The following is a 16205-nucleotide window of genomic DNA, read 5'->3' on the forward strand; positions in this document are numbered from 1 at the left end:
GCTCTCAGCGCCAGTCGCGAAAACGGAAACGCGGCTGCTGTTTGGCGGTATCGTCCTCGATATGAAGCTGAACGAAATGGCGGCCATGATTCTTGTCGAAGTGGCCGGTCACCCCGTGGCGCATTTCCCGTCCGGCAGGGCCAATGCCGGTGATAAAGGCCGTGAGTTCATGGTCACCATTCTTCACATTGGCCAGCGCCAGGCGCTGCACCGCACCGTTCATCAGGGCGCGGATTTCCTTTTCCGTATAAAGGTGGCTGGCCAACACTTCGCCATCCAGCTCCAGCGTGATGCTGTCCAGTTGAAAAAAATGCCCCACATCCAGAGACACGTAAATCCCGACCTGGGTATCGGCGGGGAACAGCAACTCTTCTTCCAGCAATAGCAGGCGTTTATTGACTTCCAGCACGTCACGTTTGAAATCGGCCAGATCCTTGTCCAGCTCGGCCCCGTGCAGCTGGGCTGCGACCAGCATCAACAACAAAATGAATGCGCGGCGCATGTGCGCTCCCCCGGTGTTAGCGATTATCTACGTTGTTTTCAGATACGTTCTTTTCAGGAAATCTACCATAGCTTGTCGGCTTTGACTGTTGTGATTGTCACAGCCTGCCGGATACAAATTTACGACATCTGGTACTTGCTTTCGCCCCGGCGATCACGCGACTATCGAGAAAGCCGGATGATTCTGTCATTCGGCCCTCGTGCCGGCGGCCCGGTCAGGATGCCGCACCACAGGCGCCCCGCAAGGGGCGCGGTGGTGTGACTGGCGATCGGGCCGTCCGGCACGCATTAATCACCCTCCTCCCTCTTCTGTTTCTTCTGCTTCACACTGGCAACTTTCCCGTTATGCTGGCCTCTAACCGGCACGTCGTAACCCCCTGTGCCCTATGGATGGAGTGAGTAGATGAAAAAAGCGGTTTCCCTGTGGATGGCCATGGGCCTGCTGATACTGAGCGGCTGCCAGAGCCTGGCTGGCCTGGAGTCCCCGGAAGTCAGCGTATCCGGCATTAACCTGAACAGTTTCAACCTGTTCGAGCAGGAATGGGGGCTGACCCTGCGGGCCCGCAACCCCAACGACCGGGAACTCACCCTCAACAGCCTGGATTACGAGATCTACGTCAATGGGGAGAAATTTGCCCGTGGACTGACCAACGAACGCATCACTCTGCCCGCCATGGGCGATGCCCAGGTCACCACCACCATTACCACCAGCCTGTTGAGCAGCCTGCAGCAGCTGCAGAAAATCCAGCAGAATCAGGACCAGCCACTGCAATACCGGCTGGTCGGCAAGGCACGGGTGGCGGGTGTGCCGATTCCCCTGTCTTTCGACAAGGAAGGCGAAATGGAACTGCCGACGATGCCTTGAAGCCACTGTCTTGCAATCCTTGCTGTAGGAGCTTGCCTGCAAGCGAACATCGACCCTGGTCCGCCAAGCCGGTTCGCCTGCAAGCAGCCTCCTGCAGTCCATGAAACCTCTGTGGTAAAAATCATCCACCCTTACGCTCGCGCCGGAAGCGACCGGGCGTCTGCCCGGTCCAGCGCCGGAAGGCATGGTTGAAATTGGCAAGTTCAGAGAAACCCAGGCGTTCGCTGATTTCAGCAAGGCTGAGAATGCCCAACGACAACCACTGCTCCGCCAGCATCCGCCGGACCTCATCCAGCAGGGCCCGGTAGCTGGTTCCTTCCGCCGCCAGCTGCCTGCGCAACGTCCGGCTGGTGATCGCCAACTCTTCTGCCATAGCCTCCATATCCGGGAACCGCCCCGGTTGCTGCAATAATCGCCGGCGCACGCGTGCCGCCACACTGCCCTTGCGGTAACGCTGCACCAATAGCTGATGACACTGCTCTTCGCACAAACGGGCAGTCACCGGATTAGCCTGGGGCAACGGCATATCCAGCAACCCGGCCACAAAGCGGGCCTGGCTGCGGGGGCGATCAAATTGCGGCACCAAACCGAAAATCGCTTCGAAAGAGGCAGCCGGGCGCGCCGGCAGGCGCATTTCCAGTGAAGAAAGCGGAATGCGCCCGGCAAACAACTCGTCCTGAATCATCATCACCGCACTGGCATCCCGGGCCAGCAGATACTCGCGGACCTCCTCCGGCACACCACTGTCATCCAGAATCAGCATGGCGTCACCGCCCTGCTCCTGCAGGGAAATATCCAGAAACGCGAACGTCAGATCCAGGTAACGCAGCCCCAGCTCAACCGCCTGGCGAAAGGTGGGGCTGCTCAATAGCGCAAACCCCCAGACCCCATAGCTGCTCAGGTGATAACGCTGCCCCATGGCCAGCCCCAGCTCAGCATCATTACCCAGTGCCCGGCACAAGTTGCGCACCACGGTGAGCTCCTGCCCCGCCTCAATGGTGCAATCGGCCCGGCCCAGCATTTCCGGGGGAATGCCGGAATCCTGCAGACAGACCGCTACCGGCACCCCCTGCTCTTCGGCAAAGGCCACCTGCATGCGCACGCTGGTAATGGCTCGCTGTACCGTCATGATGTCCGAACTCCACAATTTTCTGTCCCAGAATGCCATAAACAAGGCGTTTATGTATCGCTAGAGTGGAGCGTAACGTTATTAACTGGATTGTTTCCCATGCAAGCAACGCACAACGTGATCATTATTGGCGCCGGCTTCGGTGGACTGGGCATGGCCATTCGCCTCAAAGCCCAGGGGCAGGACGACGTGCTGCTGATCGAAAAGGGCCACGATGTGGGCGGCTGCTGGCGCGACAACACCTACCCTGGTGCCGCCTGTGATGTGCCCTCTCATCTGTATTCGTTTTCCTTTGAACGCCATTACCCGTGGAGCCGTCGCTTCGCGCCGCAGAAAGAAATTTTTGCTTACCAGCAATACTGCGCACGCAAATACGATCTGTATCGCCACATTCGCTTCAACACTGAAGTGGCCGAAGCCCGCTTTCTGGATGATGCCGGCCTGTGGGAAATCACCCTGACCAATGGCGAGGTGATCACCTGTCGCGCCCTGATCACCGCCACCGGCCAACTCAACCAACCGGCGTACCCGCCGCTTGCCGGCATCGAGGACTTCCAGGGCCCACATTTCCACAGCGCCCGCTGGAATCACGATGAAGACCTGACCGGCAAAACCGTGGCCGTTGTCGGCACCGGCGCCAGCGCCATTCAGTTTGTGCCGGAGGTAGCCAAAGTGGCCGGCAAGGTCAAGCTGTTCCAGCGCTCCGCCGCCCATGTAATTGCCAAACCGGACCGCGCCTACAAGAAAGCGGAACACTGGGTTTTGAAGAAACTGCCGCTGACCCAAACGCTGGATCGCATGCGCATTTATGCGGCCAATGAATCCCGGGTGCTGGGCTTTACCTCTTTCCAGAAGGCCATGGGGGTGTACGAGTGGCTGTTCTCACGGCACCTGAAAAAACAGATTAGTGATCCGGTGCTGCGCGAAAAGCTGACCCCGGATTACCCCATGGGCTGCAAGCGCATCCTGATGTCCAACGACTACTATCCGGCACTGGCCCAGGCCAATACGGAAGTGATCAACTACGGTATCGATGCGGTGGACAAACAGGGCCTCACCGACAGCAGCGGCGCCCACCACGATGTGGACGTGATCATCTACGGCACCGGGTTCAAGGCCACCGATTTCCTGACCCCGATGACCATCACCGGCCGCGATGGAGTGGACCTGAATACCGCCTGGCAGGACGGCGCCGAAGCGTACCTGGGGATCACCGTGCGCGGCTTCCCCAACCTGTTCATGCTCTATGGTCCCAACACCAACCTGGGCCACAATTCCATTATCTACATGCTGGAAAGCCAGATTCATTACGTACAACAATGCCTGGCAGAAATGGACGAGCAAAAACTGCATTCTCTGGAAGTGCGCGAAAGCGTGCAGGCACGCTTCAACGACAACGTGCAACGTAAAATCAGCGACACGGTATGGGACAAGGGCTGCCACAGCTGGTACAAAACCGAAAGCGGCAAGAACACCAACAACTGGCCCGGGTTCACCTTTGACTATCGCCGCCAGACCCAGCACCTGGAACTCAGCGACTACGAGTACAAAGCCCTATGAGCCTGTTTGTTGACCGCATCAGCCGTAGCCAGTCCACCGTTCAGCAGTTGCTGGCTGGCGCCCTGCGCCAGTCCCTGGCCCTGCTGTTCAAACCCGTCGCCAACCCCCGTTTCAGCTTTGCCGCGCAACGGCGCTGGCTGGACATCATGGCCTACAGCACCCTCAAGGCCGGCGGCATCGGCAGCCATGACAAGGCCATTGCCAATGTACCCTGCCGCCACTACCAGCCACTGCATGCGCAAAGCACCGTGCTCTATCTGCACGGCGGCGGCTACGTGGCCGGCAGCCCGGACAGCCACAAGGCGATTACCTCGCACCTGGCCAAGTTTGCCAATGCCCACGTGGTGGTGCCGGATTACCGGCTCGCCCCCGAGCACCCCTGCCCCGCCGCCATCGAAGATGCCGTCGCGGTCTACCAGGCCCTGCTGGACGACGGTGTCAGCCCCGCATCGCTGACCTTGATGGGAGACTCCGCCGGAGGCGGACTGGCGCTGGCCACACTGCAAGCCCTTAAAGCCGCCGGCACGCCGCTACCCAGTGCGGCCATCCTGTTTTCCCCCTGGGTTGACCTGACACTGGGCCAGCTCTTCGACACCGACCGGGACATCATGCTCAGCCATGTCTGGCTGGCCAGCGCGGCCAGCGCCTACGCCGGTGACGACACCCGCAACCCACAATGCTCCCCCCTGTTCGGCGACTTGAGTGATTTGCCCCCCACCCTGATCCAGGCCGGCGGCGACGAAATTCTGCTCAATGACAGCCACCGCCTGTGCACCGCCTTGAACGAAGCCGGCACGCCCACACGGCTACAGATTCACCCCCAGCGCTGGCACGACTTTCAATTGCATGCCGGCGTACTGGCGGATTCGGATCAGGCCCTGATGACCTGCGCCCGCTTTATCCACCAACACGCAATTCATAAAAACGGGAAAGGTGCCAACGCATGAAACGCATTCTGATTACCGGCGCCGCCAGCGGCATCGGACTGGCCACCGCCACACTCTTCCACAACAAAGGCTGGCAGGTGGGCCTGACCGACATCAATGAAACCGCCCTCGCCAGGCTGGCAAAAGAGCTGGATGGCAGTTGGTATCAACGGCTGGACGTCACCGATGCCGACGCCTGCCAGCAGGCCTGCGAGGCCTTTGCCCAGGGCAATGGTTTTGACGTGCTGTTCAACTGCGCCGGCATCCTGCGCATGGGGCACTTCGAAGACATCAGCGCCGCCCAGCACAAGCAGATCATTGATATCAATGTCACCGGGTTGATCAACATGACCCTGGCGGCACAATCGCACCTGCAATTGAGCACCGAGCCCGCCGTCATCAACATGAGCTCAGCGTCTGCGCTCTACGGGGTGCCGCACCTGGCCTCTTATTCCGCCAGCAAGTTTGCCGTGCGCGCGCTCACCGAAGCACTCAATATCGAGTGGGCCCGCCAGGGCATTCGGGTGGTGGATATCATGCCGCCGTTTGTGAAAACGCCGATGCTGGATGACGCCGAATTCCGCGCCCCGGTGGTGGACCGCATGGGGGTGAATCTGACCGCCGACGACATTGCGGCCAAAGCCTGGCAGGCCGCCAATGAAAACGTCGCGGTGCATAACCCGGTCGGCGGGGTGTTCAAATTCATCAAGCTGCTGGACAAGGTGCTGCCCAGCGGCTCCACCAAGATGACCATGACGTTTCTCAGCCGGGAATAGTCCGCGTCAGGGTTTCTCCGGCGGCCGGGGAAAACGGATTTTGACTTTGCGGCGGCCCCATTCACGGGCCGCCTGCACATCCTCCCCCATGTAAATATCAATCTTGCGCTTCCAGCGCCGGTGCATCTTGTCCTTCACCACCCACACACCCGGCAAGCCCTCCACGGTGACTTCAGTATTGTGGGCCAACCCCAGCCGGATCAGGTCGCGGGACACTGCGATGGCCTGCATTCCCGGCACCAGACGGTCGCCCCAGGCGGCGAGCGCATGGTCGCGGCCCGCCCCCTGCCCGTGCAGTGAATTATAAGCCGAAGCCGTTACCGTCAGCTCCATCATCGGCACCACCGGCGCCTTGTCTGCCTCACAGCGAGAGACCAGCCCGGTCGTGACCACCAGAGCCAGAAAAAAAATTGCCGCATTCACTCGCCGTTGCAACGGCACTGCTACGCTCATGGCATGACTCTCCGTACTTTGCGCTTTTCTCTTATTCTTTTTACCGGGGTACTGATGGCCGCATGCAGTCTTTTTTCCGGCAAACAATCAGAGACCACCAGTATACCTGAGCCCCTCACCGATACTGTGCGCGAGTGGACCCCTGCCGGCACGCCACGCGGGGTGATCCTCGGCCTGCACAGCTTCGGGGATTTCGGCGCCGCGTTTGAACAGCTGGGTCCCTGGTTTGCCGAAGCCGGCTATGTGTTTGTGGCCTACGATCAGGCCGGCTTTGGCGACCGGCTGGAGCAAGGCCGCTGGGCTGGTGAGCAGCAACTGGTCGATGATGCGGCGACGCAGATCCGGCGCCTGCATCAGATCCATGCCGCACCCCTGTTTGTGCTCGGCGAAAGCCTGGGTGGCGCCGTGGCCATACTGGCCGCCCAGCAGGAAGCGGACAAGGTCGCCGGATTGATGCTGGCCGGGCCAGCGGTGCGCGAAGGGATTCGTTTTCGTTATGGCTGGAACGCCGCCATCGCCACCGCTGCTACCCTGGCGCCGGGTTACCGCCTCACCGTTGAACGCAACGCCGATGATCCCACCCTCACCCCAACCAGCGCTCAACGCCTGGCCGAGGATCCGCGCGTTATGCGTGAGGTTCGGATGGACGCGTACTGGGGGCTGATCAAGCTGGCGGACAGCGCCAGCGATTCGGCCAACAACCTGAACATCCCTACCCTGCTGCTGTACGGTGGCAAGGACCATTCCGTCCCGGAAGCAGGCATTCGCCACCTGCGGGCGCACTTATCCGCCAACGACCAGGGGGAATACCGTTTCTATCCGAATGCGCCGCACCTGTTGCTGCAAAGCCGGCAGTGGCAGCAGGTTTGCCAGGACATTTCCCAGTGGCTTGCCATGACCCAACTGCCACAGAAAAACGCAGAAAATGGCTCCACCGGCCCCACTCCGACCTGTGAGGCCTGTTAAGCTGACCACACACCAACAGGGAAGCGGGGCAAGGACCATCATGAGCAAACGCGTACTGATCACCGGCGGCAATTCCGGCATTGGTTTCTGCACGGCCGAGCAACTGGCCGGCCGCGGCGCAGAGGTTATCCTCGCCTGCCGCGACCAGACCAAGGGGCAGGCCGCCGTGGCCAAAATCAAGAACGCCCACCCACAGGCAAAAGTGCGCCTGTTTGCCCTGGATCTGGCAGACCTTGAACAGGTACGCGATTGCGCCGCTGAGCTCTATCAGGAACTGGGCCACATTGATGTGCTGATCAACAACGCCGGCGTGGTGCCCACCCAGCAGGAGTTCACCAAAGACGGTTACGAAATGCAGTTCGGGGTGAATTACCTGGCGCCGGTGCTGTTCACGCACCTGATGTTGCCCCTGCTACAGAAAGGCACCCAGCCCCGTATCCTGCACCTGGCCTCGGTGGCTCACTGGCTGGGCCGGATCAACAAGAAGACCTGGAAAGGTCGCAAGCCCTACCTGGTCATGGACGCCTATGGCCAGTCCAAACTCGCCAACATCCTGTTCAGCAACGTACTGGCAGAGCGCCTGCAAGAGGCGGGCATTACCAGCAACGCCCTGCACCCCGGCGGCGTGGACACGCCGATTTTCCGCCATGTCCCCAGCGCCGTCATGGCACTGATTCGCCCCACGCTCACCACCCCAGAAAAAGCCGCATCGCTTCCCGTGAGCCTGGCGCTGGACGAACAGTACGCGGATATCAGCGGTGAGTATTTCGCCAATCACAAGCCGGCCCTGCGCTCGCCCCGGGCCCGCAACCGCAGCCTGGCCGATGAGCTGTATTACGACACCATGGCCGAACTGAATATGCCGGCATTGTGAGCAAAAAAAGTTTTTCACGGGTCAGCGAGAATGTCAGCTTTCCCGTCGTTTTCCCGGCTTATCGCGTATCACTCACACTTTGCAGGACGCTCGACGCCGAATGCCTGACGCAAAACACCCGCGCTGAGAGGCGGTCACTATTCCGGCCCCTCTTTTGAGAAATACTCCAGGGACAATCAGGTAACACCTGTTGACGAAAAGCGCAGAGGAATCAATCAGGGGCTTGACTGAAAGCGTCAGCCGTCGGGCATCCGGCGTCCAGCGGTTGCCAAGGCAGGATCACAGAAAAAATCCCTATATCAGCTCATTCACTCCATTGCGCGATCAAATCCCAAAACGGCAACCGATAACCCGTCACTCCAGTGCCGCCTCCCTGACCGCCGCTTGCAGCTCGGGATAGAACGCCAGGAACCCGGTCTCCAATGCCTGATAGCGCGGCTCAATCTCCTGGATGATACCGGCAAAGTCATTGGCAAAACGGATACGCCCGGCGATCACATCCAGCGCCTGCCCAACCCGCTCCAACTCCCCGTATTGGTTAAGCAGATCATGCTCAATCAGACGCTCCACCCGCTCACGCATGGTCAGGTGCATCAACGGCAGGCCCGCTTGCAGATGTTGGTAATCACGGGCAATGGCGGCGTCCCGGTCATGGCCATAGAAGGTGGCCCAGTGCTGCCACAGAAAATGATCGAACAGCACATCCAGCGCCACTCCGGCAAAGCGTCGGCGGCGGGCCGAAAACCTGCGGCGTTGCGCCATGACCCAGGGGTGGTGGTCGGTAAACCGGTCCACCAGCCGGTGGTTATCCAACCCCCGGCGCAGCGGCTCACTCAGCTCGCTGACCACCGCACCGCGCATAAAATCCCCCAGTACATTACCGACCTTGGAGGGCACCGACGGTTGCGCCAGGGTCAAATGGGCCAGGTAATTCACGGTGATCCACGGTCCAGCCGGTAACGCAGGTTCTGACGTACAGCCTGCCATTCCTGCTCAAGAATGGAGAACACCACGGTATCGCGGTACACCCCGTCCGCTGAACGCGTGTGGTGGCGCAGCACACCATCCTGCTTGGCCCCCAGACGGGCAATGGCCGTGCGCGACGCCTGGTTATGCCAGTGGGTCCGCAACTCCACCGCGATGGCATTCAGGGTTTCGAAGGCATGGCCCAGCAGCAACAGCTTGCACTCGCTGTTCACCGCACTGCGCTGAAAACGGCGGGCGTACCAGGTATGGCCAAGTTCCAGGCGCCGATTATCCTCGTCGACACGAAAGAAACGGGTGCTGCCGATCACCTTGCCGCTGGCACGGTGGCGCACCGCGAAGGGCATGTCACCGTGCTGATCCCGGCCCCGCAGGGCGGTGTCGATATATTCCGCCACCCCTTGCGGGTCCGGCACGGTGGTGTACCAGAGTGTCCACAACGCACCATCAGCGGTGGCCTCGGCCAGGTCATCCGCATGGGCCTGCTGGAGCGGTTCCAGCACCACGTGCTGACCTTCCAGCCGGACTGGCTCTATCCAGCGATGCACGGGCGGTTGGTTCAACGGGCTATCCTCTCTTCAGGGTATGAACCCTCAGGATAGCCGACTAGCCCCACTGGTGTCCTGGCGCTGCAGACGCACCACATGCCCCTCACGGGGCTGACCACCATTCAGGTAAAGGTCTTCCACCACGGCCCGCGCCGCCTCCAGCCCCTTGTGCACACGCAAGGTCATCCAGCCATTACTCGGATCACTGACGGCGCGCAGGAAACGGCGCTGCACCGCTCCGAAACGCCGGCTCAGGGTTGGCGCCCCCCAATCCTGGTTACGCTTGCGGATCTGGATCGGGGCGAAGAACGACTGCGGCACCGGATCCGACCAGCGCGTTTCGTCCAGGTAATCCGTGTTGGTGGCGGAGCCGGCGAAGCAATCATGGACCAGGGAAGCGCCGAAGTGGGCTCGTACCCGCTCACGCAAGGCGTCACTGCCGGAAAAGTCCACATACAGGGTGGGAACGCTGGCATCCAGCTGCTCCAGGCCATCGTAATCTGCCACCTGATCATACAAGCCCAGCCCGGCCACATATTCACAATGGTGTGCCGAGGTCAGCCCAATACATTGCGGCGCTTCACCGCTGGCACCGCAGGGGCCATCGGCCTGAGCGAAAGCGGTGCCATAGGCGGTTTTGCTGGAGGCGCTGGAGAACACCACCTGGCGGGCGCCGAAGTAACCGTTGTCGGCAAGGTAATCCGCCAGCATGTACGAGGTGAAAAACAGCGGCCGCAACAGCATCTGAAAATCCGCCAGTTCCGGGACATAGGCTTCATCAGTCTGGCAACGCGTGTACTGGTTGTAGGGAGAAGGAAGCCCCTGGCGATGCATGGCGATATCGTAGAAACCTCGCTCGGTGACCCGATCGGGTTGGACCCGCAGCAAGCCCGCCATGGGAAAATACCCGTAGAACCGCTCGCCTACGGCAATCCCTTCGACCCGCGATTGCATCACCGTGGCAAATCCCCACACCGGCATATGCCCCCATCCTTCCTCATCGGTGGGGAAGAACGACCAGTAATTCATGGCATCGCCGAAAGCGGCATAGGTAATGTTGTTGGTGGTCAGAGCAAAGGTCTCGAGGGCCAGCAACACTTCGCCCTGAGCCGCATCGGCCATGGCCTCGTCCTGTAACCGGCTGGCTCCCAGGTTGGCCTTGTCGGTGAGTAAACGGGCAGTGGTATTTTGCGTCATAATGATCTCCGTTGACGGGCTCTCAACGAGCCGGTTTCACTGAGATTCATGCTAACAACCCCGCCACCAGTACGGGTTCGGATTCATTTATGGGCAAAGATCGCACCGACAAATCGCTGCCGCAGCCCCACAAGCGGCCATCCCAGGCCCGGGCAAAATTCACGGTGGATTCGCTGTACGAGGAATTTGTTCGGATTTGGCGCCGTGATGGCCCGGAGGCCGCCACCACCCGCGCCATTGCAGAAGAGAGCGGTTACGCCGTCGGCACCCTGTACGAGTATTTCCCGAATCGCACCGCCTTGCTCTCAGGGTATGTGCGCCACTGCATGGAACAGCTCTGCAGCGATCTGGCGGCAGCCAACACCGCCCTGGCAGGAGAGCCATGGGAAACGCGATTGCGCAAACTGGTCCGCCTGACACTGGATGAAGACGGCCAGGCTCCGTATTTTGACCGCGAGATGCTGGAACGGGAAAACCAGATCGCCAGCGACGCCCGCCATCGACAGATTTTTCAACACCTGGCGCGGACCTGGTCACAATGCATCGCCCAGTGGGAGGATTTTCCCGGGGCCGTGGATGACACGGTGATCGATATTCTGCTGCTGACCTTGTGGGGCGGGCGTCGTTACAGCTTTCTGGTGGATACAGGCACACCCGACCAGCGCGGGGAACTGAGTACACGCATGGCCCGGGCCCTGCTACTCCCGGAGGAATAGCCAGGCAAAGCCGGTCCAGATTCAGCTTAGCCCGGCGGCCAGCTGAAGGCGCGACCACCCAGCACATGCACATGCAGGTGGAATACGGTCTGGCTGGCACCCGCACCGTTGTTCACGTTCAGACGGAAATCCTCCAGCCCTTCCTGCCCGGCCACCTGACTGGCCACCAGCAACAGATGCCCCAGCAGTGCCTGGTCGGCCTCTTCAGCATCGGACAGCTTGGCAATCGGCTTCTTGGGAATCACCAGAAAATGGGTGGGCGCCTGGGGATTGATATCCCGAAAGGCCAGGCACTGGTCGTCTTCGAAGATGATATCGGCCGGAATTTCCCGGTCGATGATCTTGGAGAAAAGCGTTTCAGCCATAATTGCTCTCGGTTGGGTCAGCGGAAAAGCCACGTCGGAACCCCGTAGCCATGTCACAGCATGTGCACTTTACTGTGCAACCGGTGTGCCCCGGTTCACAGCTACTACGATAACTGCTCGTAAAATGTCCGCAGCAAGCGCTGTGCACCTTAGCGGCAGCCCAGAATAATGGCATTATAGTGACCTGTCGAAACCCATCATTATCAACCGGAACAGCATGGCCACTCTTTTTGTCGAAAATTTAACCGTCGCCGATTTCTCCTACCTGCACCCCAAGCGCGGCATGGTGGGTGAATCCTGGCTGGTGGACCTGGAACTGAGCGGCGACCTGGATGATCAGGGCATGGTCTTCGACTTTGGTCACATCAAGAAGCGCATCAAGCAGATCATCGACGACAGCGTGGATCACCGCCTGCTGGTTCCCGTGGATAATGACCAGACCACCATCGCCGAACGCGATAACGCCACCAGCCTGGAATGGGTTTACCGGGGTGGCACCATCCGCATGGTGGCGCCCAGCCAGAGCCTGCTGCTGATGCCTGGCCCGGAAGTGTCCAAGGCCAGCCTGACCCTGTACCTGATGGATCTGATCCAGACCGTGGTACCGGCAAATGTGGCGGAAGTACGCGTGGTACTGCGCGAAGAAGATACCGGCACCGCACCGTTCTACCACTATTCCCATGGCCTGAAAAAGCACGACGGCAACTGCCAGCGCATTGCCCATGGGCATCGCTCCAGCATTCACATTTTCGAGAATGGCCGGCGCAGCCGTTACTGGGAAAAGCTCTGGGCAGACCGCTGGGAAGACATCTACCTGGGCACCGAGGAAGATCTGGAAGGCACCTACTACATCGACGAAATTCCCCACCACCGGTTCCGTTACGATGCCGAGCAAGGACATTTCGAACTGGTGATCCCGGAAGACCATTGCTACATGGTCGATACGGACACCACCGTTGAGCAGCTGGCCGCGCACATTGCCGCCCAACTGGCCGATGAAGCCCCCGGCAAACACTTCCGGGTCCGCGCCTTCGAAGGCGTCGGCAAGGGCGCCATTGCCGAAGCCGGCGAGAACCTGCCCGGCAAGACCCACAGCAGCTGGCTCAGCGGCGCCTCGGTGATCTGACAGGACGCTGCAAGCAACAAGCGTCAAGCTGCAACGAGGGTTGGGGGCGCTGCGACACGTTAACCACTCTGCCCGCGAAAGATCAGTTGAAAGTTCAAAGTGAAAAGTTGAAAAGGAAAACTGGACTTTTCCCGTTTCCCCATCCCGGCTTGTAGCTTGTGGCTATTCTTCTGCCAGAATTCGCTCTGCTTCTTCCTGAATCAGCCGCCGCAGCCAGCGATGTGCCACGTTGTGGTGCAACAGCGATGACCAGGCCATTTTCAATTCAAACTCGGGAATATCAAACGGCGGCTGCTTGATCAGCAGACGTTCGTTCTGGGCCTGCATGCGCGCCACCCGGCTTGGCAGTGTGGCCACCAGGTCGTTATTCATGGCCAGCAGGGCCGGCATCTGGTAATGGCGGGTGAAAATACTGATCTTGCGGCTTTTACCCAGTTGCTCCAGGGCATGATCAATCCACCCCAGCCCACCGAGCTTTTCCGGGTTCATGCCGAACCCTACGCCAAAACCGGTTTTCGACACCCAGATATGCTGGGCGGACAGATAACTGTCCAGATCAAAGCCCTTGGCAATGGGATTATCCCGGTTGAGCAAACAGGAAAACGAATCCTTCCACAGGCTCACCTGGTGAAACGACCCCGGAATTTCGTTAAAGCGGTTTACCGCCATATCGACCCGGCCCTGCTCCATGTCCTGGTAGCTCACATCCGACGGGGTCAGGAAATCCAGCACCACATTGGGGGCCTCGGCGCGCAGGCGACGAACAATATGCGGCACCAGGGTGGCTTCCGCATAATCGCTGGTCATGATCCGGAACACCCGGCGACTGTCCGCCGGCTGGAACACATCCTCGGGCGTGAACAACTGCTCCGCCTGGGAAAGAATTTGCCGCACCAGGGGCCGCAGCTCCTGTGCACGTTCCGTGGCGGTCATGCCATCGCTGGTACGAATCAACAACGGATCACCAAACAACTCACGCAACCGCTTCAGGGAATTACTCATCGCCGGCTGGGTAATCCCCAGTTGCTCGGCTGCCCGGGTCACATTCTGCTCACGCAGGAGCACATCAAGATACTTGAGCAGGTTCAGATCTGCCGCACCAATATTCATTAAGTGAATAGCCGCCAATTTTTATATCAGTAGTATCAATTGTAGCACTGCCTGATACTCACTGGCACCGTGCACCAGATCACACAGGCACGACGATTCTCCGTGTAAAAAAACTTTTACTTAGCCTAGTGTTAACCGTGTCTCTATTTCGCCATTACTGGCACGCTGCCAGTATCGCCTGGAGGCAAAAAAATGCGTAAGGTCTAAAGCTTGTGTCCAGATAACAGCACAGCCTGCTCTGTTGTCATAGGCCGGCCAGCCTCACTCGCCAGCCTCATGTAAGCAGGCGTGATTCAGAGGTTACTATGACAAGCAACGCAACCACGCGAACCGAGAAGTTCGTGGTTCGTTTTCCCTGCGGTATGCGAAACGAGGTCGCGCAAGCGGCTAATCTCAGCCATCGCAGCATGAACGCGGAAATTATTGCCCGGCTGGAACATAGCCTGAAGAATTGGCCGCATACCCTGCCCCACGGCGAAACAGCGGTACCGCAAGGCAACGAAGAAGCCTTCCTGCTGGAGCGCTTTCGCCAACTTCCCCAGGGGAAACAGCAGGCACTGTTAGCGCTTTTGGATTAGATTAACTCTGCCAGGCTAACAACAATCGCCCTTTTGTCCTTACAATACACCGCTGGCCACGTGCCCATTATCGATATGACAGCACTTTGCACTATGATGTAGTGCATGCTGATCACAGCACGCCGTCACCGATTCATGGACTGGAAGGAGCCTTTACGGCCGTGACCGCAAACCAGAACCACACCCCGCTACCAACCGGCAACGACATTACGTTACCGTGGCACCTGCGCCTGCCCAAACCGCTGGAAAAGGATTTTCGCCTCTATTTCCGGGCCAGCGTGGCCAAAGTCATGCCCTGGGCTTTGGCACTGGTGGCGTTCCTGATTGTCTCCGCCATGTTTATCGAGTCACGCATTTCTCCTGACGTTCTCAACATGTCCTGGCGCCCGCGGCTTTTCACCTTGATGCTCACCGGCGGCTGTCTGGTATTAATCCGCAAGCCACAATGGCGTAACTGGCTCCACGAAGCCACGCTGGTACTGGCATTCGCCATTGCCCTTACCGGCAATTATCTAGGGGCCATAGTCGAGCACCCCCTGGCCTACACCTTCTTTTTCCACACCCCACTGGCTATCCTGATGATCTGCATCCTGATACGGGTGCCATTCTATGCCGCGCTGATCAGCTCCGTGGTAATGATTGGCTGCATGATTTTCAGCCTGCAACTCAGTTCCGGCCGGCAGCCCTTTGAACCATCCACCTTGGTGCTGGTCTCGCTGGCCTTTACAAGCATGAGCTTGTTTGGCCAATACGTGTATGAACGCCTGTTGCGACAGCATTTCCTTTCCGAACACGTACTGTTCCAGCACAGAAACGAATTACACTCAGCCAATCTGGTACTGGAAAATCAGGCCACCGTCGACGGCATGACCGGCTGCATCAATCGCCGGGGAATGGAAAGCCGCCTGAGCCACCTCTATCACAAGCTGAACCAGAACAACCCGGATGCCCCGGAACGCATCACCCTGATGCTGTTCGATATCGATTTCTTCAAGCAATACAACGATACCTATGGCCACCCGGCGGGCGATGAGTGCCTGAAAAAAGTGGCCGGCGTCCCTCTGGGAATGGTGCAAAGCGATACCGATTTCGTGGCTCGCTACGGTGGCGAGGAATTTGTCATTACCCTGACTGACTCCAGCTTTAACGATGCGCTGGTTTTTGCCGAACGTATGCGTAACCGGGTCGAGCAGCTGGGCCTTCCCCATAGCGGTTCCCGAGTCAGCCAGGTGGTGACCATCAGTGTCGGGGTCGCCTGTTCGGACGGCACCGCAGAAGACGGCGCTCAGCTATTGAAAATGGCCGATGAAGCGCTCTATCAAGCAAAAGGCGCCGGGCGAAACCGGGTGGCAATGATGAGCAATCAGGGTGTGGTGGAAATGCTCAATTAGTCGCTGCCGGCGGAAAGCAAGAGGCCGCGCTCCTGGAGCGCGGCCTCTTTCGTTAACTGACCGGCGGATCGGAAATTCAGGCGGCAAGCCCTTCTGCCGGACCGAAGAACTCGTAATGGATATCCGCATCGTCCACGCCT

The 16205-nt window shown here is 59.3% G+C and carries 18 protein-coding genes; 10 read left to right on the plus strand and 8 right to left on the minus strand.

Annotation, left to right across the window (positions count from 1 at the left end; translation table 11 throughout):
• Positions 1 to 4: 4 nt before the first annotated feature.
• A complete protein-coding gene (locus COA55_RS09550) occupies positions 5 to 502 on the minus strand; it encodes a hypothetical protein (RefSeq protein ID WP_063519125.1) in 498 nt (165 codons plus the stop codon).
• 402 nt (positions 503 to 904) lie between these two features.
• On the opposite strand from COA55_RS09550, the gene COA55_RS09555 reads away from it, so the two are divergent.
• On the plus strand, positions 905 to 1366 hold the full coding sequence (locus COA55_RS09555) for an LEA type 2 family protein (protein WP_290501809.1): 462 nt from the start codon (positions 905 to 907) through the stop codon (positions 1364 to 1366).
• A gap of 121 nt (positions 1367 to 1487) precedes the next feature.
• Here the strand turns inward: COA55_RS09555 and COA55_RS09560 are convergent, their stop codons facing one another.
• Positions 1488 to 2495, minus strand: a complete 1008-nt coding sequence (locus COA55_RS09560; protein WP_290501810.1) for an AraC family transcriptional regulator — start codon at positions 2493 to 2495, stop codon at positions 1488 to 1490.
• Positions 2496 to 2594: 99 nt separating this feature from the next.
• Between COA55_RS09560 and COA55_RS09565 the strand changes: the two genes are divergently transcribed.
• The 3 genes from COA55_RS09565 to COA55_RS09575 are packed head-to-tail and all read left to right on the plus strand — an operon-like array spanning position 2595 to position 5757.
• A complete protein-coding gene (locus COA55_RS09565; protein ID WP_290501812.1) occupies positions 2595 to 4055 on the plus strand; it encodes an NAD(P)/FAD-dependent oxidoreductase in 1461 nt (486 codons plus the stop codon).
• Entirely contained in the window at positions 4052 to 5002 is a 951-nt protein-coding gene (locus tag COA55_RS09570; RefSeq protein WP_290501814.1) for an alpha/beta hydrolase, read from the plus strand. The genes COA55_RS09565 and COA55_RS09570 overlap by 4 nt, the downstream gene beginning before the upstream one ends.
• The gene (locus COA55_RS09575; protein ID WP_290501816.1) at positions 4999 to 5757 is read left to right on the plus strand and encodes an SDR family oxidoreductase; all 759 of its coding nucleotides are present in this window, start codon (positions 4999 to 5001) and stop codon (positions 5755 to 5757) included. The genes COA55_RS09570 and COA55_RS09575 overlap by 4 nt, the downstream gene beginning before the upstream one ends.
• A 6-nt stretch (positions 5758 to 5763) precedes the next feature.
• On the opposite strand, the gene COA55_RS09580 is transcribed toward COA55_RS09575, so the two are convergent.
• Positions 5764 to 6210 (minus strand): hypothetical protein, encoded by a 447-nt coding sequence (locus COA55_RS09580; protein ID WP_290501818.1) that lies wholly within the window; start codon positions 6208 to 6210, stop codon positions 5764 to 5766.
• Positions 6211 to 6264: 54 nt separating this feature from the next.
• Between COA55_RS09580 and COA55_RS09585 the strand changes: the two genes are divergently transcribed.
• Together COA55_RS09585 and COA55_RS09590 are read left to right on the plus strand one after the other, a co-directional pair.
• The gene (locus COA55_RS09585; protein WP_290501820.1) at positions 6265 to 7176 is read left to right on the plus strand and encodes an alpha/beta fold hydrolase; all 912 of its coding nucleotides are present in this window, start codon (positions 6265 to 6267) and stop codon (positions 7174 to 7176) included.
• Positions 7177 to 7216: 40 nt separating this feature from the next.
• Entirely contained in the window at positions 7217 to 8050 is an 834-nt protein-coding gene (locus tag COA55_RS09590; RefSeq protein WP_063521013.1) for an SDR family oxidoreductase, read from the plus strand.
• A gap of 354 nt (positions 8051 to 8404) precedes the next feature.
• Here COA55_RS09590 and COA55_RS09595 read toward each other — a convergent pair whose 3' ends face one another.
• From COA55_RS09595 to COA55_RS09605, 3 genes are read right to left on the minus strand one after another with little or no spacing between them, the layout of a single operon-like run.
• Positions 8405 to 8986, minus strand: a complete 582-nt coding sequence (locus COA55_RS09595) for an acyl carrier protein phosphodiesterase (protein ID WP_290501823.1) — start codon at positions 8984 to 8986, stop codon at positions 8405 to 8407.
• Complete coding sequence (locus COA55_RS09600; protein WP_290501825.1) at positions 8983 to 9597, minus strand: GNAT family protein; 615 nt, start codon at positions 9595 to 9597, stop codon at positions 8983 to 8985. Before COA55_RS09600 ends, COA55_RS09595 begins: the two co-directional genes overlap by 4 nt.
• 30 nt (positions 9598 to 9627) lie before the next feature.
• Positions 9628 to 10779, minus strand: coding sequence for a DUF2855 family protein (locus COA55_RS09605; RefSeq protein ID WP_290501827.1), 1152 nt, complete (start codon positions 10777 to 10779; stop codon positions 9628 to 9630).
• Positions 10780 to 10868: 89 nt separating this feature from the next.
• On the opposite strand from COA55_RS09605, the gene COA55_RS09610 reads away from it, so the two are divergent.
• A complete protein-coding gene (locus COA55_RS09610; protein ID WP_290501829.1) occupies positions 10869 to 11495 on the plus strand; it encodes a TetR/AcrR family transcriptional regulator in 627 nt (208 codons plus the stop codon).
• Positions 11496 to 11521: 26 nt separating this feature from the next.
• On the opposite strand, the gene COA55_RS09615 is transcribed toward COA55_RS09610, so the two are convergent.
• Positions 11522 to 11860 carry a histidine triad nucleotide-binding protein gene (locus COA55_RS09615; protein ID WP_063520326.1) on the minus strand — a complete coding sequence of 113 codons (339 nt, stop codon included), beginning with the start codon at positions 11858 to 11860 and terminating at the stop codon, positions 11522 to 11524.
• A gap of 217 nt (positions 11861 to 12077) precedes the next feature.
• On the opposite strand from COA55_RS09615, the gene COA55_RS09620 reads away from it, so the two are divergent.
• A complete protein-coding gene (locus tag COA55_RS09620) occupies positions 12078 to 12986 on the plus strand; it encodes a 6-carboxytetrahydropterin synthase (RefSeq protein WP_290501832.1) in 909 nt (302 codons plus the stop codon).
• A 162-nt stretch (positions 12987 to 13148) separates the two neighbouring features.
• On the opposite strand, the gene COA55_RS09625 is transcribed toward COA55_RS09620, so the two are convergent.
• Entirely contained in the window at positions 13149 to 14096 is a 948-nt protein-coding gene (locus COA55_RS09625) for a LysR family transcriptional regulator (RefSeq protein WP_063520328.1), read from the minus strand.
• A 305-nt stretch (positions 14097 to 14401) separates the two neighbouring features.
• Here COA55_RS09625 and COA55_RS09630 point away from each other — a divergent pair, with 305 nt between their 5' ends.
• Together COA55_RS09630 and COA55_RS09635 are read left to right on the plus strand one after the other, a co-directional pair.
• The gene (locus COA55_RS09630; RefSeq protein ID WP_290501834.1) at positions 14402 to 14674 is read left to right on the plus strand and encodes an Arc family DNA-binding protein; all 273 of its coding nucleotides are present in this window, start codon (positions 14402 to 14404) and stop codon (positions 14672 to 14674) included.
• Between the two features lie 161 nt (positions 14675 to 14835).
• The gene (locus COA55_RS09635) at positions 14836 to 16065 is read left to right on the plus strand and encodes a diguanylate cyclase (protein WP_290501836.1); all 1230 of its coding nucleotides are present in this window, start codon (positions 14836 to 14838) and stop codon (positions 16063 to 16065) included.
• Positions 16066 to 16205: the final 140 nt, after the last annotated feature.

This window comes from Alcanivorax sp. (genome assembly GCF_002733835.1).
Lineage (GTDB): Bacteria > Pseudomonadota > Gammaproteobacteria > Pseudomonadales > Alcanivoracaceae > Alcanivorax.

Coding starts and splice junctions, on each gene's coding strand:
- COA55_RS09570 (WP_290501814.1), top strand. CDS start 4,052: ATGAGCCTGTTTGTTGACCGCATCAGCCGTAGCCAGTCCACCGTTCAG.
- COA55_RS09630 (WP_290501834.1), top strand. CDS start 14,402: ATGACAAGCAACGCAACCACGCGAACCGAGAAGTTCGTGGTTCGTTTT.
- COA55_RS09565 (WP_290501812.1), top strand. CDS start 2,595: ATGCAAGCAACGCACAACGTGATCATTATTGGCGCCGGCTTCGGTGGA.
- COA55_RS09585 (WP_290501820.1), top strand. CDS start 6,265: ATGGCCGCATGCAGTCTTTTTTCCGGCAAACAATCAGAGACCACCAGT.
- COA55_RS09575 (WP_290501816.1), top strand. CDS start 4,999: ATGAAACGCATTCTGATTACCGGCGCCGCCAGCGGCATCGGACTGGCC.
- COA55_RS09610 (WP_290501829.1), top strand. CDS start 10,869: ATGGGCAAAGATCGCACCGACAAATCGCTGCCGCAGCCCCACAAGCGG.
- COA55_RS09615 (WP_063520326.1), bottom strand. CDS start 11,860: ATGGCTGAAACGCTTTTCTCCAAGATCATCGACCGGGAAATTCCGGCC.
- COA55_RS09580 (WP_290501818.1), bottom strand. CDS start 6,210: ATGAGCGTAGCAGTGCCGTTGCAACGGCGAGTGAATGCGGCAATTTTT.
- COA55_RS09550 (WP_063519125.1), bottom strand. CDS start 502: ATGCGCCGCGCATTCATTTTGTTGTTGATGCTGGTCGCAGCCCAGCTG.
- COA55_RS09605 (WP_290501827.1), bottom strand. CDS start 10,779: ATGACGCAAAATACCACTGCCCGTTTACTCACCGACAAGGCCAACCTG.
- COA55_RS09560 (WP_290501810.1), bottom strand. CDS start 2,495: ATGACGGTACAGCGAGCCATTACCAGCGTGCGCATGCAGGTGGCCTTT.
- COA55_RS09620 (WP_290501832.1), top strand. CDS start 12,078: ATGGCCACTCTTTTTGTCGAAAATTTAACCGTCGCCGATTTCTCCTAC.
- COA55_RS09625 (WP_063520328.1), bottom strand. CDS start 14,096: ATGAATATTGGTGCGGCAGATCTGAACCTGCTCAAGTATCTTGATGTG.
- COA55_RS09590 (WP_063521013.1), top strand. CDS start 7,217: ATGAGCAAACGCGTACTGATCACCGGCGGCAATTCCGGCATTGGTTTC.
- COA55_RS09555 (WP_290501809.1), top strand. CDS start 905: ATGAAAAAAGCGGTTTCCCTGTGGATGGCCATGGGCCTGCTGATACTG.